Origin of the sequence: Pseudomonas putida (assembly GCF_028682635.1) — a bacterium.
In the GTDB taxonomy this organism is placed as follows: domain Bacteria; phylum Pseudomonadota; class Gammaproteobacteria; order Pseudomonadales; family Pseudomonadaceae; genus Aquipseudomonas; species Aquipseudomonas putida_AE.
Genome location: NZ_JANHLK010000025.1, coordinates 45,916 through 64,305 on the forward strand (window position 1 = coordinate 45,916; position 18,390 = coordinate 64,305).

Sequence of the window (18,390 nt, forward strand, 5' to 3'; positions counted from 1 at the left end):
TAAAGGAATAATCGTGACCCTCATCTACGGCCACCGCGGCGCCAAGGGCGAAGCACCGGAAAACACCCTGACCAGCTTTCAGGAATGTCTCAAGCACGGCGTACGCCGTTGTGAACTGGACCTGCACCTGTCCATGGACGGCGAGCTGATGGTCATCCACGACCCGACGCTCAAGCGCACCACTGACCGGCGCGGCAAGGTGGTCGAGCACACTGCAGCGGAGCTGGTGACCTACGACGCGCGCAAGGGTGGCCCGGGCTGGATCAAACCGTGCCCGATCCCGACCCTCGAAGAGCTGTTCGAGCAATGCGATTTCGAGCATTGGCAACTGGAGGTCAAGAGCGCTTCACGCACCCGCGCCGCGACGACAGTGCTGGCGATTCGCGAAATGGCCCAACGGCATGGCCTGCTGGACAGGATCACCATCACCTCGAGTTCGCGGGAAGTGTTAAAGGCGGCTCTGGACCTGGTGCCGGACGTGTCCCGCGGCCTGGTGGCCGAATACGCCTGGCTCGACCCGTTAAAGGTCGCCCAAGGCTACGGCTGCGAGATCCTCGCGCTGAACTGGACCCTGTGTACGCCGGAACGCCTGCAGAAGGCGCAGCGCCAGGGGCTGCATGTGTCGGTGTGGACAGTCAACGAACCCGCGCTGATGCGCAGGCTCGCTGATTTCGGCGTTGACAGCCTGATTACAGACTTTCCCGGTTTGGCCACTGCCACGCTCGAGAATTGCTGAAATCGGTCTCCCCGGCCGGCTCAGGCCACCGGCCGGAGCCGCTCAAAAAAGCCGGTTGAGGCCGTCGTACGCGGCGACCCGATAGGCTTCGGCCATGGTCGGGTAGTTGAACGTGGTATTGACGAAATACTTCAAGGTGTTCAGCTCGCCCGGCTGGTTCATGATCGCCTGGCCGATGTGCACGATCTCCGATGCCTGGTAGCCGAAGCAGTGAACGCCCAGCACTTCCAGGGTTTCACGGTGGAACAGGATCTTCAGCATGCCTTGCGGCTCGCCGGCGATCTGCGCCCGGGCCATGCTCTTGAAGAACGCCTTGCCCACTTCGTACGGCACCTTGGCCTGGGTCAGCTCCTGCTCGTTCTTGCCGATCGAACTGATCTCCGGAATGGTGTAGATCCCGGTCGGTACGTCGTTGACGAAGCGCCAGCTGCCGTTGTCGACGATGCTGCCAGCGGCCGAACGGCCCTGGTCGTGGGCGGCACTGGCCAGGCTCGGCCAGCCAATCACGTCACCGGCGCCGTAGATGTTCTGGATCCCGGTGCGGTACGCCTCGTCGACTTCGATCTGGCCACGGCTGTTGACCTTCACGCCGATGTTTTCCAGGCCCAGCTGGTCGGTGTTGCCGGTGCGGCCGTTGCACCAGAGCAAGGCGTCGGCCTTGATCTTCTTGCCGGACTTGAGGTGCAGGATCACACCGTTGTCCACGCCTTCGACGCGGTCGTACTCTTCGTTGTGGCGAACAGTGATGTTGTTGTTGCTGAAGTGGTAGCTCAACGCCTGGGAAATTTCCGAGTCGAGGAAGCTCAGCAACTGGCCGCGGTTGTCCACCAGCTCGACCAACACACCCAGGCCACTGAAGATCGACGCGTATTCGCAACCGATCACGCCGGCGCCGTAAACGATGAGTTTACGCGGGGTGTGGCCGAGGCTGAGGATGGTGTCGCTATCGTAGATACGCGGGTGATGGAAATCGATGTCGGCCGGGCGATAAGGGCGCGAACCGGTGGCGATGATGATGTGCTTGGCCACCAGTTTTTCCACCACGCCATTGGCGCAGACCACTTCGATGGTTTGCTCGTCGGCGAAACTGCCGGTGCCGAAGAATACATCGACGCGGTTACGGGCGTAGTAGCCGGTGCGCGAGGCGACTTGCTTGGAGATCACTTTCTCGGCGCTTTTCAACACGTCCGGGAACGAGAACCAGCGCGGCTCACCAATGGCCCGGAACATCGGGTTGGTGTTGAACTGCATGATCTGCCGGACCGAGTGACGCAGTGCCTTGGACGGGATGGTGCCCAAGTGAGTGCAGTTGCCGCCGACCTGGCGACGGCTGTCGACCATCGCCACCTTGCGCCCTGCCTTGGCGGCGTTCATTGCCGCGCCTTCCCCCGCCGGGCCGGAACCCAACACCACCACGTCGTAGTTGTAGACAGCCATGCGTACTCCTCAGAACAGGCCGTGGCGCCAGCGGCACCTGCGGCTAAATCACGCCAATCTGTGGCATGAAGGAACAATTTGGGGCCCATGCAGAACCCGGACACAGTCTATAGAAGCGTCAACGCCGCGCACATTAACCCTTGGTCGCGTCGTAGGCTAGTTTTGCCTGCACTACAACGCCAGGTTTCAATGCCTGAATCGCCGTTATCATTCGGTTTTTTCGCCACTCAGGCGTGCAAAAGCCTGACTGCTGCGTGTGACGAAACCTGTATCGGTGCGCATCACAAAAAATGCGCCGATGCCGTGTTTTTCCGCGTAGTCCCAGCCCCGCTCCGGGCCAAGAATCAGCAACAGCGTCGATAAGCCATCGGCCATCAGCGCTGAAGGATGAATCACAGTGACTGACGCCAGGTTGTGTGAGACCGGTGTACCGGTCCGGGCATCGAGGGTGTGGGAAAAACGCTGGCCACCCTGTACGAAATAATGTCGGTAGTCGCCGGACGTGGACAGGCCATAGCCGTCGACAGCGATGATGCGCTCGGTCACTTGTTGATCGTCGCGGGGTTCCTCCAGGGCGATGCGCCAAGGAGTGCCGTCCAGTTTGCGGCCGGCCGCCTTGAGTTCGCCGGTGGCTTCGGCGAGGTAGTCGTGGATGCCCATGGCCTCGAGCTTCGCGGCGATGGTGTCCACCGCGTACCCGGCCGCGATGCTGTTGAAGTCGACTTCGACGGCGGCATCCTTGCACAGCTGGTCACCGTCGATGCGCAGATGCTCGTGACCGACACGTCGGCGCGCCTCGGCCAGCGCTTGGGTAGTGGGGATTTTTTCTTCACGGGCCTGTGGGCCGAAACCCCAGAGATTCAGAAGCGGCTCCACGGTCAAATCGAAAGAGCCCTCGCTTTGCACTGACAACTGCTCGCCGACGCGGACCAATTCGAGGATCGGCGCGGGCATGACCAGACAGTGATTGGCGGGCAAAGCGTTGAAGCGCTCGATGTCCGAGTCGCTGCGGTAGGTCGACATTTGCCGGTCGACTTCAGCCAGGATCTTTTCCACCTGAGCCTGGACCTCTGCCGGGGCAGGAAGGCCGGCGTGTCGCACGTACTTGATCGACCAGGTGCTGCCCATGGTCGGCCCGCCGAAGCTTTCCATGGATTCGCCGTTGCCGCAGGCGGACAAGGTGCCCATCAACACAAAAACAACGGCCTGCCACCTGTTCAACAAATCCCCCACTCCCAAAGCACTTCCTGACCCAACGCCAAGGTGAGCCATTATGCGATAGAACTGTAGGAGCGAGCTTGCTCGCGAAGGCGTAGTGTCATTCACCAATGATGTTGCCTGACACGCCGCCTTCGCGAGCAAGCCCGCTCCCACAGGGGGGATTTGTGGTGTGAATGAATTGGCGTGGTCAACGTTCCGCCATCTTCAAGGATTGGCTCCACCCTCCCCCCAGCGCCTTGTACAACGTCACCTGATTGATCTCCCGCGCCAACTCCAGCTGCGCCCATTTCTGCTGCGCATCGAACAACGACCGCTGCGCATCCATGGTGGAAAAATAGCTGTCCAGCCCCGATTCGAAACGCAGGCGCGACTGCCGGTAGGCTTCCTGATAATCCCCCACCAGTTTTTTCTGGTACTCGACCTGAGTGAGCATTTCCTGGCGCGCATTCAGGGCATCGGCCGCCTCCCGAAAAGCGTTCTGCACCGTGGCTTCATAGGCCGCCGCCTGGCCGGCGAATCGAGCGTGACTGGCATCGACCTGCGCCCGTCGCGCGCCGCCGTCGAGCAAGGGCAGCGAGCCGGCCAGCGCCACCGACCAGAACTCCGCCGGGCCAGTAAGCAACTGGGAAAACTCTCCGGTCAGGCTGCCCAATGCCGAGGTCAGGGAAAAGGTCGGGAAGTACGCCGTGCGCGCCGCGCCGATATCCGCGTTGGCCGCACGCAGTTGCGCCTCGGCGGACATGATGTCGGGCCGCCGCTCGACCAGCGCCGAAGGCAAACCCGCCGGCACGTCCAGCGTCGCCAACTGCTCCCCCAACGCGCCGGTCGGCAGCAACCCCACCGGCACCGGTTGCCCCACCAACACCCGCAGCGCATTGCTGTCCTGCGCCACTTGCATGCGATAGGTATTGACCTGCACCGCCGCGGTGTTGGTTTGCGCATCCGCCTGATGCACATCGATCCGCGCACTGGAACCGAGGTTATAGCTCTTGCGCAACAACTGCCCGTAACGATCCTGGGATTGCCAGGTGTTCTGCGCCAGGTCGAGCAGATGCTGGTTGGCCTTGAGGCTCAGCCAGGTGCTGGCGACTTCGCCGATCAGCGCCAGCCGCGCCGTCTGATAATCCGCCTCGGACGCTTCGAAGCGCGCCCCGGCGGCATTGCGCTGACTGCGGATACGCCCGAACAGGTCCAACTCGTAGGAGGTAAAGCCCGCCGTTGCCTGATAGGTGTTGGCGATACTGCCAGCGGTATCGCCGCCTCCGGGTGTGCGCACCAGCGGCGGCAACTTGCTGCGACCGGCGTAAGTGTCGATGCCGATCGTAGGAAAAAGCCCCGAACGCGCACTGTCATACCCGGCCCGCGCCTCTTCGACACTGGCCGCGAACTGTCGCAGGCTGCGGTTGTTGGCCAGGGCCATGTCGATCAACTGGCGCAGTCGCTCGTCGACCACAAAACCGCGCCAGTCCTTATCGAACGCCTGCTTGCCGCTGCAGCACTCACCAGCGGTATTGGCCGGCCATTGCTGGTCGATGGGTGCTTCGGGTTTCTCGTAGGTCGGCTCCAGCGAACAACCACCGAGCAAAAACAATGTCATGAAACATGTAGTGGGCAAGCAACTGTTCATGGCGCGCACCTAAAAACGTTGGCCGAGCAAAGCTCGCAAGGGGGAAAGAAGCAACGACCACAGGCCCGACCGACCGACACTGATGTTCGGCAGCGCCTGTTTACGCGAACGCACACTGATCGGCCGCCAGCGGGGTGCAGGGACGTAGGTTGGCGCCTTGACCGGCTTGGCGGCAGGCGGTGCCAGGCGTTTTTCGCCGATCAAGGAGCGCTGCAGCAACGTGCCGAAGGCCTGTGCCGGTTGCGCCTTGCTGACCACGTTGATCGTGGCGTCGCTGAACAGCCGGGCAATCAGTTGCCGCCGCAGCCCTTCGTCAAGGTCGGCAAACCTCAAGCCCAATTGGTCCTCGCCGTGATTGCGCATGACTTCGACGTCAATCCAACCCAGCTTGTCGACCCACAGCTGCCCACACAGTCCCGGCTTGATCGAGGAAGCGAAGGCGCAGTTGAGCGACGCACCGCTGAGGGAAATATCCATCAGGCGCCCCGGCAGCACCTTGCCGCCAAAACGAAAACCGGTGGGTTTGTCGAACGGAAACCGCTCTTCGCCATGCAACCGCGGCCGGTCGACACAAGCCACCAGGGTCGCCAGGTTGTACACCAGCGCGACCACCGTCCAGCACAGGTTGAACAGCATGTTGCCGTCGAACGAGGCGGCGGTGCTGATGGCGATGTAGGCGCCAAATTGCGAGAGCAAGGTCAAGGCCAGAAAGAAGCCGAACAGCTTCCAGTGGACCATGGTTTTCGTCCGGTCGAGGCCCTTCGCGGTGACCTTGAACGGCCTGCCGAACGGACGAATCATTGCGCTGGCGATGGTGGCCGTGACCGCCAGCGAGGCAACGATCTGCGTGACCTCGGTAAAGATCGGCAAGGTTCGCCGGTCCGTCACCCAGGTCCCGTAACCCCAGAACGCAATCAGCGCCGGCATGCCGAACGCCAGGAAATCCACCGGATTGGCGTAGAACCCGGCGATGCCGAAGTACCAGTACAGCACCGGCGACACCAGCATCATCAGAATGAACGGCTTGGAAAACCAGTGCATCAGCCCATGGATATAGTGCAGCCGGTCATTGAGCGTGTAGCCGCTGCCGCGCAACGGGCCCTCCTTGAGCAGCGCCACCTGGATCGTGCCCAGGCACCAGCGCCCACGCTGATTGATGTACTCGGTCAAACCTTCGGCAGACAAGCCAATGGACAGGCGCTCGTTCAACCAGCGGGTGACGTAGCCTTTTTGCAGCAAGCGGTAAGTCGTGTAGATGTCTTCGCAGACCGACCCTGTAGGAAAACCGCCGACTTCGGTGATCAAATCGCGTCGCACCACGAAGGACGTGCCGACACAAAACGCCGCATCCCAACCATCCTTCGCCGGCTGGAACACATCGAAGAACACTCGCTGTTCATCGACCCAGCAGGCCGACGTGCCGAGATTGTGCTGGATCGGGTCGGGGTTGTAGTAGAACTGCGGCGTCTGCACCAGGCCGACCCTGGGATCGTCGAACAGCCCCAGGGTTCGCAGCAGGATCGGTTGCTGCGGTGCAAAGTCGGCGTCGAGCACCAGTATGTACGGCGCGTTGCTGAGGGCCGCCGACTGGCGCAGACCGTTGTTGAGGTTGCCCGCCTTGGCGTGGGAATTGTCGGGGCGCCGCGCGTACTGCACGCCCATTTCGGCGCAGTAGTCGCGCAACCAGTCGCGCCGGGTGTCGTCGAGCACCCAGATGGTGAAGTTCGGGTAGTCGATGGCCTGGGCGGCAATAATGGTTTTTTCGAGAATTTCCAGGCCCTCGTTGTAGGTGGCGATGAAGATGTCCACCGCCGGCACCGCGTTGCCTTGCTGGCGCAGGCGGCGTTCGCCGGCATCGGCCGCTTTGTGGTGATCCGTGCGACAGAGCATCACGACGATGGAAAACAGCGTGTAACCGATCGCCAGCATCTCGAAGAACAGGAAGCTGTAGGCCCAGACCGTGGCAAATCCGGAATGACCGTCGGGCAAGGTGTCGCGAATCCGCCAGGCTGCATAGTTGATCAGCAAAAATGCAGTGATGGCACCGAATCCGACCCGCGCGGCCCATTGATCACGGTGGGTCAGGCAAGTGAATAGAATCACCGCCGCCAGGGTCCAGAAATTGATTTGCAGCAGTTGCAGCGAGTCCAGTGCCTGCATGTCAGTCAGCCTCTTGCGAACCGGTAAAGGGATTGACGCCGGTGGCAGCAATCGCCGCCCACGCTGTGGCGCCCAAGTGAGGCAGGTGGTAATAGAAGAAATCGTTGCTGACCGAGTCCGGGCCTATGGCCAGCCCGGTACTGATGCGCGCTTGCGGTGTGGCGAACAGCCAACCGTTGCCCGCCTGCTGGGCCAGCAGCACGCTCCACAGCGGCTGGGCTTTCTCACTCAGGCCGCTCAAGCGCGCCACCGCAGCGGCCTGGGCGGTGCCTTCGGTCCACAGGCCATCGGGGTCGCGGTTGAACCCGTAACCTTCGCCGGCACGGTGAGCGTGGTCGATGAAGGCGAAGACTCGTCGCCAGTCCTTGGGCGGCTCATGCAGGGCGATCAAGGGCCAGATCTGCGCATCCAGCCCCGAGCGCACGCGGTCCGAGGTCTGGCCATCCGCGCCAGTGCCGATCAGGAAGCGGCCTTCCCCGGCATCCCATTGGCTCGAGACAAACTGTCGGGCGATCCGTGCCTGTTTCGCCGCATCCTGATTCGGCGCCACCGCGTCGAGTGCCGACCACGCCGCGGCGAGGTCGACGTTGTGCTCGGTGGATTTCCAGTTCTGCTGGACCTGTTTGTCAAAGTACCCGTAGTACCCCCCACTGAATCCGGCGGGCGATTGCCCGTCGTAGGTGTTTTGCTGCGACCAGTGCAGGGCTTTGCGCGCGGCCGCAAGGTATGACGCCTCGCCGCTCTGTCGATAGGCCTCCAACAAGGCCAGTGCCGCCCAGGCCTGGTTACCGGTGGCGCTGCTGACCTGATAGGCGTCCTGGTTCCAGGCGTTGCGCTCGACACTCCAATAACCGGGCAACTTCATCGACGGCGCCGCCACCGGGCCTGCGGCGTAGGCGTTGCGCAGGCGCCCGTCCTGGTACTCCGGATCGTGCAGTGTGGCGAACGCCAATGCATCGGCAATCCGCCGCGCCGATTCGGCCTTGCCGCAGGCAAACAGGGCAATGCTGGCCAGTGCGTTGTCGTAAGTAAACGCCACCCCGCGCAACGCCAGGATCGGCGCAGGCTGGCCATCCAGCGGCGGATAACTGGCCACCAGTACCGGGCCCGCCGGCTGTGATGCCACGGCCTGATCCAGGGCGGCGCAGGTCATTGCCGCCAGTTGCGGTCGGGCTTGCGCAGCCCATCCGCTTGCCGCACCGGTCATCAACATCAGCCCCACCATCGCTCGCAATAAAATGCTCATGGCCGCGACACCTCGGCACTGGCCCACAATCCCGGGTTGCAGGTCATGGCACGCTGGCTGTCCGTGAGGTCGGCGGCAAAGGTGCCAACCACGTACACCGAATTCTGCTCGGCATAGGGAAACGGCACGCTGTAGGTATTGGCGCGGATGTCCGAAGCGCTGGACAACAACTGCACCACACTGGCCTTGAGCGGCTGGTCGAGGCCGCGGATTTTCACGGTGAGCACGCTGTCGCGGTCGATCTTGCTGGCCATGCGCTCGGGAAACACCGCGATCACGTAGCTCTGCGCGCAATCGGTGGCCCGCAGCAGAGTCGAGCCGGCCTGCACCAGGGTGCCTTGGGGGGCGAGCAGTTCCTGGACGGTACCCGGCGAATACGCCACGACGTCGTAGCCGGCCATCAACTTGATCCGGTTCTGCTCGGTATCGATCAGCTGGTTGAGGTTGGCGAGTTCCTGTTGATAGGTCGCCCGGTTGCGCGCCTGATTCTCCAGGCTGAGCTTGAGCGTAGTCATCTGCGCGCTGAGATCGAACATGCGCAGCTGATCGGGATCGAGGTAGACCCGCTTGTTGGCGGCGCTGACGTCACCATCGGTGATGCGCAACTGCGAACGCACAGACTCGGCCGCGCCCTGCAACGAAGCCAGCTGCGCTTTCGACGAAGCCACCACCGCCCCACTGACCGCCCCCTGGACGAACAACTCGAGATTGCGCTCGACCGTTTCCTGGGCATCGATCAACCGCGCACTGGCGGCACTGTTCTCGGCTTTCAGGGCTTTTTGCGTGTAGAGCTGGCGGGTATGGAAGGCGGCCTGGTATTGCTGGCTGGTCTTCTCCAGTTCCTCGTAATAGCGCTGATCGTGCTCGGCCTGGCTGACCGAAGACGACAGCTGCTGCTCCAACGTCAGGCGCCGGGTTTGCAGGGTCAACAAGGTTTCCTGGTTCGCCCGCGGGTTTTCCACCACGGCAATCTTCTGGCCCTGGCTAAACGTCACACCGGGCTTGACCGCCAGGGAACTGACCACGCCATCGATAGGCGTGGTCAACAGAATCACCGGCGCATTCAGAATCGCCCGGGTGGCAGACGCCGACACCAGCGGCATGAGCAAGGTCGACAGCAACAGCCAGACAACAAACCCCAGCACACCCAACCCCACCAGGCGCGGTAACAGCGACAACAACTTCGATCGTTCTTCCGCCATGTTCGACTCTCCCGATAGACCAACCGCATATCAGCCAGGCACTAGCAGGCCTGGCTGCGAAAACACTTTTGGCAGGGTGAGCAAAACGTAATTGATTTGTGCACGGCAATTAAGCCGACGCTGGTTTATGTGATTTTTATTGTGATGTGAGCGGAAATGGGATTCCCGTCTTTTTGGAGAGTTGCTGTAAAGCATGACTTTGGTATTGCCCGAGGCAGAGCGGGCGGTGTCATGGGCGACACTAGATTCAGTGCTTTGGGGTGTCAAGTAAATGAATGGAACAATTAAATGACGTCAAATATGTAGCGGGTTGATGATTGGATCCACGTCATGCATTAGTCGGCAAGCTGTTATTTTAATTGGTGGTTTTTATTTTTTATTGCGAATTGAACTTTTTATCGGATTTTAAATAATTATTAAATGATGACTGGAAAGATTAAAATGATATAAGTCAGTCACAATCGATACAGGAGACAGCCTGCATTCATGCTTTGGCGCCTTTCAGGGGCGCGCGTGGTCCGTGGTGCATTGTTTCAAGCGATCCGCATCAGTACCGCTGCCTTCGCTGTGATCAATATCGCCATTTGCATCAAGATAGATGTGCGTAGTGGACCATTTCGGGGATATATTGACGCAGTGCCGGAGATCCTTATCATTCCACCAAGAGATCTCCATGAAAAACTTCTCATCTGGAAACAAGAACCCATAATCCCGTGTACTGCTGCCTGGGGGAAGGCGCCCTTTGTAAATCCGGTGCTGTACATTCCAGATGAACCGCAGTTCATCCACGCCGTTCTTGGAGTAATGGACCGTTGAAACAGGCAGCACAATAATTCGCCAGAGGACAATTATCAAAAACACCAGCAGGGGAATTAATAGCGGTAGCAGCAGAATCCATAGCCACCGAATGTAACATAATCTGGATTTATTTGCTGAGGTGCACACGGACTCCACCCCCCAATTTTATCGAGCAATTCCCAACACTTCATTCATGATGATCAGCGCTATTGTCCGAAGCCAATTTTGGCGCCTATCAGGGGCGCGCGGTATCCGTGATACATTGTTTCAAGCGATCCAAATCAGTGCCGCTGGTTTCGCTGAGATCAATATCGCCATTGGCATCAAGATAGATATCCGTATTGGGCCACTTCGGAGTTATGTTTACGCAATGGGCGCGAACACTTTTACTCCACCAGGAGATTTCCATAAAAAATTTATCATCCGGAAATAGATGGCCGTTATCGACTGTGCCTCCGCCGGGCTGCATTCCTCCTTTGTATACCCGATCCTGGACATTCCAAATATATCTGAGCTCCTCCTTTCCACTCTCGGGATAGTGGATAGTTACCGTAGGTAATGCAATATCCCAATGACTGATGGCCAGATACACAACTGGAATCCACAACCACTTTTTGAGAGATCTACCTCTTTTATGTACAGGAGTGAACACGTACTCCATCCCCCCAGTTTTCAGGTGCAACTGCCAGCACTTCGCTCATAATGATCTGAGCTGTTACCCCGCCGCTAGCGTATCGACTGGCGAGTTTCACACCGATACTTATTGCCACCCTATCAGCTATATCGTCAAATGCCCGCAGCCCATCAAATAGATTCGCAGTTAAATGCGGACCTGGGTACTTCTTACTGTCTTCAATCCACCGTTTTGTGTCCGAGCCAATTTGTTCAACTCCAGCACCATCCAACAATACGCTTTCTGAAAGCCCACCCGCTATGCCGGCGTATCCATAATGGATGTTCGACCAAATATCGTAGTAATACTCGTATAGGCCCTGCTTGTGCCGGACGTTATCGTCGTACATCGCCCTCAGCTTCGGCTTGTGGTCCCACTCCATATTTTGACCCACTTGCTTAGTCCAGATCGCCATCGCCTGAAGCTTTAGCGTCCATTCGATGCCGTTGAAATTCGGTGGTCCGGCCAGCCTGGCGTACCAGGGTAACGACCGAAACTTCCTGGCTTCTGCACCGCTGTCGTAGCTCAACAGCTCTTTCATTTTCAACACGGCCGGATGCTTGATGTTCCGACTCATCTCGCCAGCGATGTAACTGGCCAACGTTTCCATTTGGTCTGGATGGTTACAGACTTTGCTTCCACCAAGGTCGCCGGGTTGGATAACGACTTGATCTGCCAGCTTCGGACTAACCACCTGGGGCCTGGTAGTGAAGCTGTTAGCCACCGGGGTCGCCGGTGAGCTTGCGACCCTGGTGGCCGGCTGCGCAGCGCCTTCATTGCTTTGATAGGTGGCCGTGAGCACTGTGGGGATCAGTCGGGCTTTACAGGGGCAATTGCTGTAACTGTCCAGCGTACCCGCCATGGCCTTGCCATGACTGATCATGTGCGAAACGCCACCGACAATCCGATAGGTCTTCCCGTCTTCTCCACAGGTGACTCGATCACCGTCGCGGGCGTGGGCAATGCCATACATCATGATCCGGGTGTCACCATCGAGAACCTTGCCACCACAGGTGGTTCGGTCATTCAAACCGATGAAATGTCCTTCTTTCATTGGATTCCCACTCCCTTACTTTCGGCCGAGTCCGGAAAGTTTGCGAAGATGGGTTGTGATCCCCTCTCAATTAAGCAAGGTTTGTCCAGACTTCGCAGAGACGCTGGAGAATATGAGGGCTGCAAGCGTGCATTCATTTCAAACTCCTTATCCTGGGAAGGTGTTCAGAAATGATGCAGCGGACGCTGACAGCATTGCGACTGCGACGGCGAATTCAAAAAGACGAATCAGACGTTTCGTCAAACTAAACAGTCTTTTTCCTACAGGAGTGCTTCCAGGACGGAGTTACTCGGTAAGAAAAGTCAAAAGGCGCACAAATAAAAACGCCCCGACCAAGGTCGGGGCGTTTTCATGTGCAGCTAAAGGCTTAGCGCGGGAAAGCTGGCGGGTTTACACCGGCCATGTCTTCCATTACGCGAACCACCTGGCAGCTGTAACCGAACTCGTTGTCGTACCAGACGTACAGTACAACGCGGTTATCCTGGGTGATGGTCGCTTCAGCGTCCACAACGCCTGCGTGGCGCGAGCCAACGAAGTCGGTGGAAACCACTTCCTGCGAATTGACGTAGTCGATCTGCTTGTGCAGGTCCGAGTGCATGGCCATCTGGCGCAGGTACTCGTTGATCTCTTCGCGGGTGGTGGCCTTTTCCAGGTTCAGGTTCAGGATGGCCATCGACACGTTCGGCGTAGGAACACGAATCGCGTTGCCGGTCAGCTTGCCCTTGAGCACTGGCAGCGCCTTGGCGGCTGCGGTGGCGGCACCGGTTTCGGTGATGACCATGTTCAGCGGCGCGGCGCGGCCACGACGGCTGCCCTTGTGGAAGTTGTCGATCAGGTTCTGGTCGTTGGTGAACGAGTGAACGGTTTCGACGTGGCCGTTGACGATGCCGAACTTGTCATTCACAGCCTTCAGCACCGGCACGATGGCGTTGGTGGTGCAGGAAGCAGCCGAGATGATCTTGTCGTCAGGGCTGATGTCGCCATGGTTGATGCCGTGCACGATGTTCTTCAGCGCGCCCTTGCCAGGTGCGGTGAGGATAACCCGTGCAGCGCCCGGGCAGGCCAGGTGCTGGCCCAGGCCGTCGGCGTCACGCCATACGCCGGTGTTGTCGACGATCAGCGCGTTTTCGATGCCGTACTGGGTGTAGTCGACTTCGGCCGGGCTCTTGGCGTAGATAACCTGGATCAGGTTGCCGTTGGCGGTGATGGTGTTGTTGGCTTCATCAATGGTGATGGTGCCATCGAACGGACCATGGACCGAGTCGCGACGCAGCAGGCTGGCGCGTTTTACCAGGTCGTTCTCGGCGCCCTTGCGGACGACGATGGCGCGCAGGCGCAGGCCGTCGCCGCCACCGGTTTTCTCGATCAGGATGCGCGCCAGCAGACGGCCGATACGACCGAAGCCGTACAGGACAACGTCGGTGCCTTTGCGGGCGGAGGCGTTCTGCTGGCCAACCACATCGGCCAGTTCTTCACGGACGAACTGCTCGGCAGTACGGCCATTGCCTTCAGCCTTGAATTTGGCTGCCAGCTTGCCCAGGTCTACCGAAGCGGCGCCGAGCTTGAGCTCGCTCATCGCCTTGAGCAGCGGGAATGTTTCGTGGACGGACAGCTCGGTATCGTCGGTTTGACGGTGACGAGCAAAGCGGTGAGCTTTGAGAATCGCAATGACTGAACGATTGATCAGGCTGCGGCCATAGATCGAGCTCACCACATTGTTATTGCGGTAGAGCTGACCGATAAGCGGAATCATCGCTTCTGCGAGTGCTTCACGGTCGATCCATTCACCAAGACACTGGTCGGGCTTCTGAGTCACGGGAACCTTCCACATGTAGGGGCAGAAAAAAGGGGCTACATTATGCCGCCGTAAGCCTCGTGTAGCAATGCGCGCCTGTCGTGCGATCCGTAACAATTTTTCCTTCAAAAAAATCACGCATCGCTGGAACCCAATGAAACCGGGGCTTTCAGCGCAGTCAATTTTTTGGAGACAACGCTACCTTGTCCGTAACCCTCCGTAACACCTGCTGGTTTTACCACTACATATTCTGGTTTTTACGGTAAAAAACAGTGGTTTTTTGTCTTTACCACTACATTTCGCCAAACCTGCGTAATAGACACAGTCTGCAACTGACAGGCGGCACCCGGGACCGCTACAATTACCGACTTTGTCGCAACGCTTGGAGCTCAACCTTCCGTGCCCGTTCTGCGTCTACCGCTTCTCCCTGCCGCGGCAGGTAAACAGCACTGGGGCAACCTGCCCGGTGCCGCCCTGAGCCTGGCCATCGCCGAGGCTGCCAGCGCTGCCAAGCGCTTTACCCTGCTGCTCACCGCCGACAGCCAAAGTGCCGAACGGCTGGAACAGGAGCTGAGTTTCTTCGCCCCGGATTTGCCCGTACTGCATTTCCCCGACTGGGAAACCCTGCCCTACGACCTGTTCTCGCCGCACCAGGACATCATTTCCCAGCGCATCGCCAGCCTGTACCGGCTGCCCGAGCTGTCGCACGGCGTGCTGGTGGTGCCGATCACCACCGCCCTGCACCGCCTGGCGCCGACCAAGTTCCTGCTCGGCAGCAGCCTGGTGCTGGATGTCGGCCAGAAACTCGACGTCGAGCAGATGCGCAGCCGCCTTGAGGCCACCGGCTATCGCTACGTCGATACCGTGTACGAGCATGGCGAATTCACCGTGCGCGGCTCGCTGATCGACCTGTTCCCGATGGGCAGCAAGTTGCCCTATCGCATCGACCTGTTCGACGACGAAATCGAAACCCTGCGCACCTTCGACCCGGAAAACCAGCGCTCCATCGACAAGGTCGATTCGGTCAAGCTGCTGCCGGCCAAGGAATTCCCGCTGCAGAAAGAGGCCGTCACCCGCTTCAAGGCGCGCTTTCGCGAGCGTTTCGATGTCGACTTCCGGCGCTGCCCGATCTTCCAGGACCTGAGCAGCGGGATTACCCCGGCCGGTATCGAGTACTACCTGCCGCTGTTCTTCGAAGAAACCTCGACCCTGTTCGATTACCTGCCGCAGGACACGCAAGTGTTCTCCCTGCCCGGCATCGAACAGGCGGCCGAAAACTTCTGGAACGACGTGCGCAATCGCTATGAAGAGCGGCGTGTCGATCCATCCCGTCCTTTATTGCCGCCCGCCGAACTGTTCCTGCCGGTGGAAGACTGCTTCGCGCGCCTGAAAAACTGGCCACGGGTAGTGGCGAGTCAACAGGATGTGGAAACCGGCGCCGGCCGCGAACGCTTCCCTGCCCGGGAATTGCCGAACCTGGCCATCGAAGCCAAGGCCACCCAACCCTTGGCGGCGCTGGCCGGTTTCCTCGACGAATTCCCCGGTCGCGTGCTGTTTACCGCCGAGTCCGCGGGCCGTCGTGAAGTGCTGCTGGAACTGCTCGAACGCCTGAAGCTGCGCCCCAAGACCGTTGACAGCTGGCCGGACTTCGTCGCCGGCAAGGAGCGCCTGGCGATCACCATCGCGCCGCTGGACGAAGGTTTGCTGCTGGACGATCCGGCCCTGGCGCTGGTCGCCGAAAGCCCGTTGTTCGGCCAGCGCGTGATGCAGCGCCGGCGCCGGGAGAAACGCGCCGACGCCAACAACGATGCGGTCATCAAGAACCTCACCGAGCTGCGCGAAGGCGCGCCGGTGGTGCACATCGACCACGGCGTCGGTCGTTACCTGGGCCTGGCCACCCTGGAAATCGACAACCAGACCGCCGAATTCCTCGCCCTGGAATACGCCGAGGGCGCCAAGCTCTACGTGCCGGTGGCCAACCTGCACCTGATCGCCCGCTACACCGGCAGCGACGACGCCCTCGCCCCGCTGCATCGCCTGGGTTCCGAGACCTGGCAAAAAGCCAAGCGCAAGGCCGCCGAACAGGTGCGCGATGTCGCGGCTGAATTGCTCGACATCTATGCGCGCCGCGCCGCCCGTGAAGGGTATGCCTTCGCCGACCCGAAAGCCGATTACGCCACCTTCAGCGCCGGTTTCCCGTTCGAAGAAACGCCGGACCAGCAAACGACTATCGAAGCGGTGCGCGAAGACATGCTCGCGCCCAAGCCGATGGACCGCCTGGTGTGCGGCGACGTCGGCTTCGGCAAGACCGAAGTGGCCATGCGCGCCGCGTTCATTGCCGTGCACGGCGGTCGCCAGGTGGCGATCCTGGTGCCCACTACCCTGCTCGCCCAGCAGCACTACAACAGCTTCCGCGACCGCTTCGCCGACTGGCCGGTGAGCGTGGAAGTGATGAGCCGCTTCAAGTCGGCCAAGGAAGTGAATGCGGCGATCGCGGACCTGGCCGAAGGCAAGATCGACATCGTCATCGGCACGCACAAGTTGCTGTCCGACGATGTCAAGATCAAGAACCTCGGGCTGGTGATCATTGACGAAGAACACCGCTTCGGTGTGCGTCAGAAAGAACAGCTCAAGGCCCTGCGCAGCGAAGTCGACATCCTCACCCTGACCGCCACGCCGATTCCGCGCACGCTGAACATGGCCGTGTCGGGCATGCGCGACCTGTCGATCATCGCCACGCCGCCGGCCCGGCGCCTGTCGGTGCGCACCTTCGTCATGGAGCAGAACAAGAGCACGGTCAAGGAGGCCCTGCTCCGTGAGCTGCTGCGTGGCGGCCAGGTCTACTACCTGCACAACGATGTGAAGACCATCGAGAAATGCGCCGCCGACCTCGCCGAACTGGTGCCGGAAGCACGGATCGGCATCGGCCACGGGCAGATGCGCGAGCGCGAGCTCGAACAAGTGATGAGCGACTTCTACCACAAGCGCTTCAACGTGCTGATCGCCTCGACCATCATCGAGACCGGCATCGACGTGCCGAGCGCCAACACCATCATCATCGAGCGCGCCGACAAGTTCGGCCTGGCGCAACTGCACCAGTTGCGCGGCCGCGTCGGGCGCAGTCACCACCAGGCCTACGCCTACCTGCTGACGCCGCCGCGCCAGCAGATCACCGCAGACGCGGAAAAGCGCCTGGAAGCGATCGCCAACACCCAGGACCTCGGCGCGGGCTTCGTGCTCGCCACCAACGACCTGGAAATCCGTGGTGCTGGCGAATTGCTCGGCGACGGGCAAAGCGGGCAGATCCAGGCAGTCGGTTTCACGCTGTACATGGAAATGCTCGAGCGCGCAGTGAAGTCGATCCGCAAGGGCGAACAACCCAACCTCGATCAGCCGCTGGGCGGCGGTCCGGAAGTCAACTTGCGCGTACCGGCGTTGATTCCCGAGGACTACCTGCCGGACGTCCACGCCCGCCTGATTCTCTACAAGCGCATCGCCTCGGCCACCGACGAAGAAGGCCTCAAGGACTTGCAAGTTGAGATGATCGACCGTTTCGGCCTGTTGCCGGAGCCGACCAAGAACCTGATGCGCATCACCGCCCTGAAATTGCAGGCCGAGTTGCTGGGCATCAAGAAAGTCGACGGCGGCCCGCAAGGTGGTCGAATCGAGTTTGCGACACAAACCCCGGTCGACCCGCTGACCCTGATCAAGCTGATCCAGAGCCAGCCCAAACGCTACAAATTCGAAGGGGCGACGATGTTCAAGTTCCAGGTCCCGATGGAGCGCTCGGAAGAGCGCTTTAATACTGTAGAGGCGTTGTTTGAGCGCCTCATTCCGAAAACTGCTTGAAGGACGCCGCATGCGCCTGTTTCGCTCACTGACCTTGTTGACAATGTTAATAACAGCACTGGTCACCCCGTCGGTCTTTGCCGATGATCTGTATCAGATTGAAATGATTCTGGTGCGGCAGAACGCCGTGCCGGCGATTGTCAGCCGTGCCGCGCCGGAAGACTGGGCCGCTGGCGCTCAAGCCGTCAGCCCTGACAGCCTGCGCACGCCGAGCCTCAATGGCGAAGTGGAAAAACTGACCGCCAGCAATGAATACACCGTGCTGCTGCACAAAGCCTGGCAGCAGACCCTCGGCGAAACACCGGTCAAGGTCGCGGTCAGCGACGGCAAGGAGCAGTTCGGCCAGTACCCGATTGAAGGCACCCTGAACATGACGCTTGGACGCTTCACCGACGTGGACGCCGATTTCTGGGTCAACCAGTTCAACGACGAAGGCCTGGTCACAGCCAGCGAACGCCTGAAACAGGAAAGCCACACCAAGAACGGCCAGCTCAACTTCCTCGACAACGGCCACCTGGGCCTGCTGATCAAGATCACCTCGTTGACGGCGCCCGCTCCCCGGGAAGCCCCTGAAGTCGTTCCGGACTGATTG

The 18,390-nt window shown here is 60.1% G+C and carries 13 protein-coding genes; 4 read left to right on the top strand and 9 right to left on the bottom strand.

Features of this window, described 5'->3' with window-relative positions; genetic code table 11:
* Positions 1–13 precede the first annotated feature (13 nt).
* The gene (locus NPS56_RS24695) at positions 14–736 is read left to right on the top strand and encodes a glycerophosphodiester phosphodiesterase (protein ID WP_274077067.1); all 723 of its coding nucleotides are present in this window, start codon (positions 14–16) and stop codon (positions 734–736) included.
* Between the two features lie 42 nt (positions 737–778).
* Here NPS56_RS24695 and sthA read toward each other — a convergent pair whose 3' ends face one another.
* From sthA to NPS56_RS24725, 6 genes are all read right to left on the bottom strand, one after another.
* The gene (sthA, locus tag NPS56_RS24700) at positions 779–2,173 is read right to left on the bottom strand and encodes a Si-specific NAD(P)(+) transhydrogenase (RefSeq protein ID WP_077047123.1); all 1,395 of its coding nucleotides are present in this window, start codon (positions 2,171–2,173) and stop codon (positions 779–781) included.
* Between the two features lie 207 nt (positions 2,174–2,380).
* The gene (locus NPS56_RS24705; protein WP_274077097.1) at positions 2,381–3,361 is read right to left on the bottom strand and encodes an FAD:protein FMN transferase; all 981 of its coding nucleotides are present in this window, start codon (positions 3,359–3,361) and stop codon (positions 2,381–2,383) included.
* A 220-nt stretch (positions 3,362–3,581) separates the two neighbouring features.
* Positions 3,582–5,009, bottom strand: coding sequence for an efflux transporter outer membrane subunit (locus tag NPS56_RS24710; RefSeq protein ID WP_274077068.1), 1,428 nt, complete (start codon positions 5,007–5,009; stop codon positions 3,582–3,584).
* 21 nt (positions 5,010–5,030) lie between these two features.
* Positions 5,031–7,181 carry a glycosyltransferase family 2 protein gene (locus tag NPS56_RS24715; RefSeq protein WP_274077069.1) on the bottom strand — a complete coding sequence of 717 codons (2,151 nt, stop codon included), beginning with the start codon at positions 7,179–7,181 and terminating at the stop codon, positions 5,031–5,033.
* A gap of 1 nt (position 7,182) precedes the next feature.
* Positions 7,183–8,427: a hypothetical protein gene (locus NPS56_RS24720; RefSeq protein WP_274077070.1), complete on the bottom strand. Its 1,245-nt coding sequence runs from the start codon at positions 8,425–8,427 to the stop codon at positions 7,183–7,185.
* A complete protein-coding gene (locus NPS56_RS24725) occupies positions 8,424–9,629 on the bottom strand; it encodes an HlyD family efflux transporter periplasmic adaptor subunit (protein ID WP_274077071.1) in 1,206 nt (401 codons plus the stop codon). Before NPS56_RS24725 ends, NPS56_RS24720 begins: the two co-directional genes overlap by 4 nt.
* 486 nt (positions 9,630–10,115) lie before the next feature.
* Here NPS56_RS24725 and NPS56_RS24730 point away from each other — a divergent pair, with 486 nt between their 5' ends.
* Positions 10,116–10,445: a hypothetical protein gene (locus NPS56_RS24730; RefSeq protein WP_274077072.1), complete on the top strand. Its 330-nt coding sequence runs from the start codon at positions 10,116–10,118 to the stop codon at positions 10,443–10,445.
* Positions 10,446–10,662: 217 nt separating this feature from the next.
* Here NPS56_RS24730 and NPS56_RS24735 read toward each other — a convergent pair whose 3' ends face one another.
* From NPS56_RS24735 to NPS56_RS24745, 3 genes are all read right to left on the bottom strand, one after another.
* On the bottom strand, positions 10,663–11,019 hold the full coding sequence (locus tag NPS56_RS24735; RefSeq protein WP_274077073.1) for a hypothetical protein: 357 nt from the start codon (positions 11,017–11,019) through the stop codon (positions 10,663–10,665).
* Positions 11,020–11,059: 40 nt separating this feature from the next.
* Positions 11,060–12,154 carry a polymorphic toxin type 44 domain-containing protein gene (locus tag NPS56_RS24740; RefSeq protein ID WP_274077074.1) on the bottom strand — a complete coding sequence of 365 codons (1,095 nt, stop codon included), beginning with the start codon at positions 12,152–12,154 and terminating at the stop codon, positions 11,060–11,062.
* Between the two features lie 367 nt (positions 12,155–12,521).
* Positions 12,522–13,985 (bottom strand): glyceraldehyde-3-phosphate dehydrogenase, encoded by a 1,464-nt coding sequence (locus tag NPS56_RS24745; protein ID WP_274077075.1) that lies wholly within the window; start codon positions 13,983–13,985, stop codon positions 12,522–12,524.
* Positions 13,986–14,348: 363 nt separating this feature from the next.
* Between NPS56_RS24745 and mfd the strand changes: the two genes are divergently transcribed.
* Positions 14,349–17,798 carry a transcription-repair coupling factor gene (mfd, locus tag NPS56_RS24750; RefSeq protein ID WP_274077076.1) on the top strand — a complete coding sequence of 1,150 codons (3,450 nt, stop codon included), beginning with the start codon at positions 14,349–14,351 and terminating at the stop codon, positions 17,796–17,798.
* Positions 17,799–17,808: 10 nt separating this feature from the next.
* The gene (locus NPS56_RS24755) at positions 17,809–18,387 is read left to right on the top strand and encodes a CsiV family protein (protein ID WP_274077077.1); all 579 of its coding nucleotides are present in this window, start codon (positions 17,809–17,811) and stop codon (positions 18,385–18,387) included.
* Positions 18,388–18,390 lie beyond the last annotated feature (3 nt).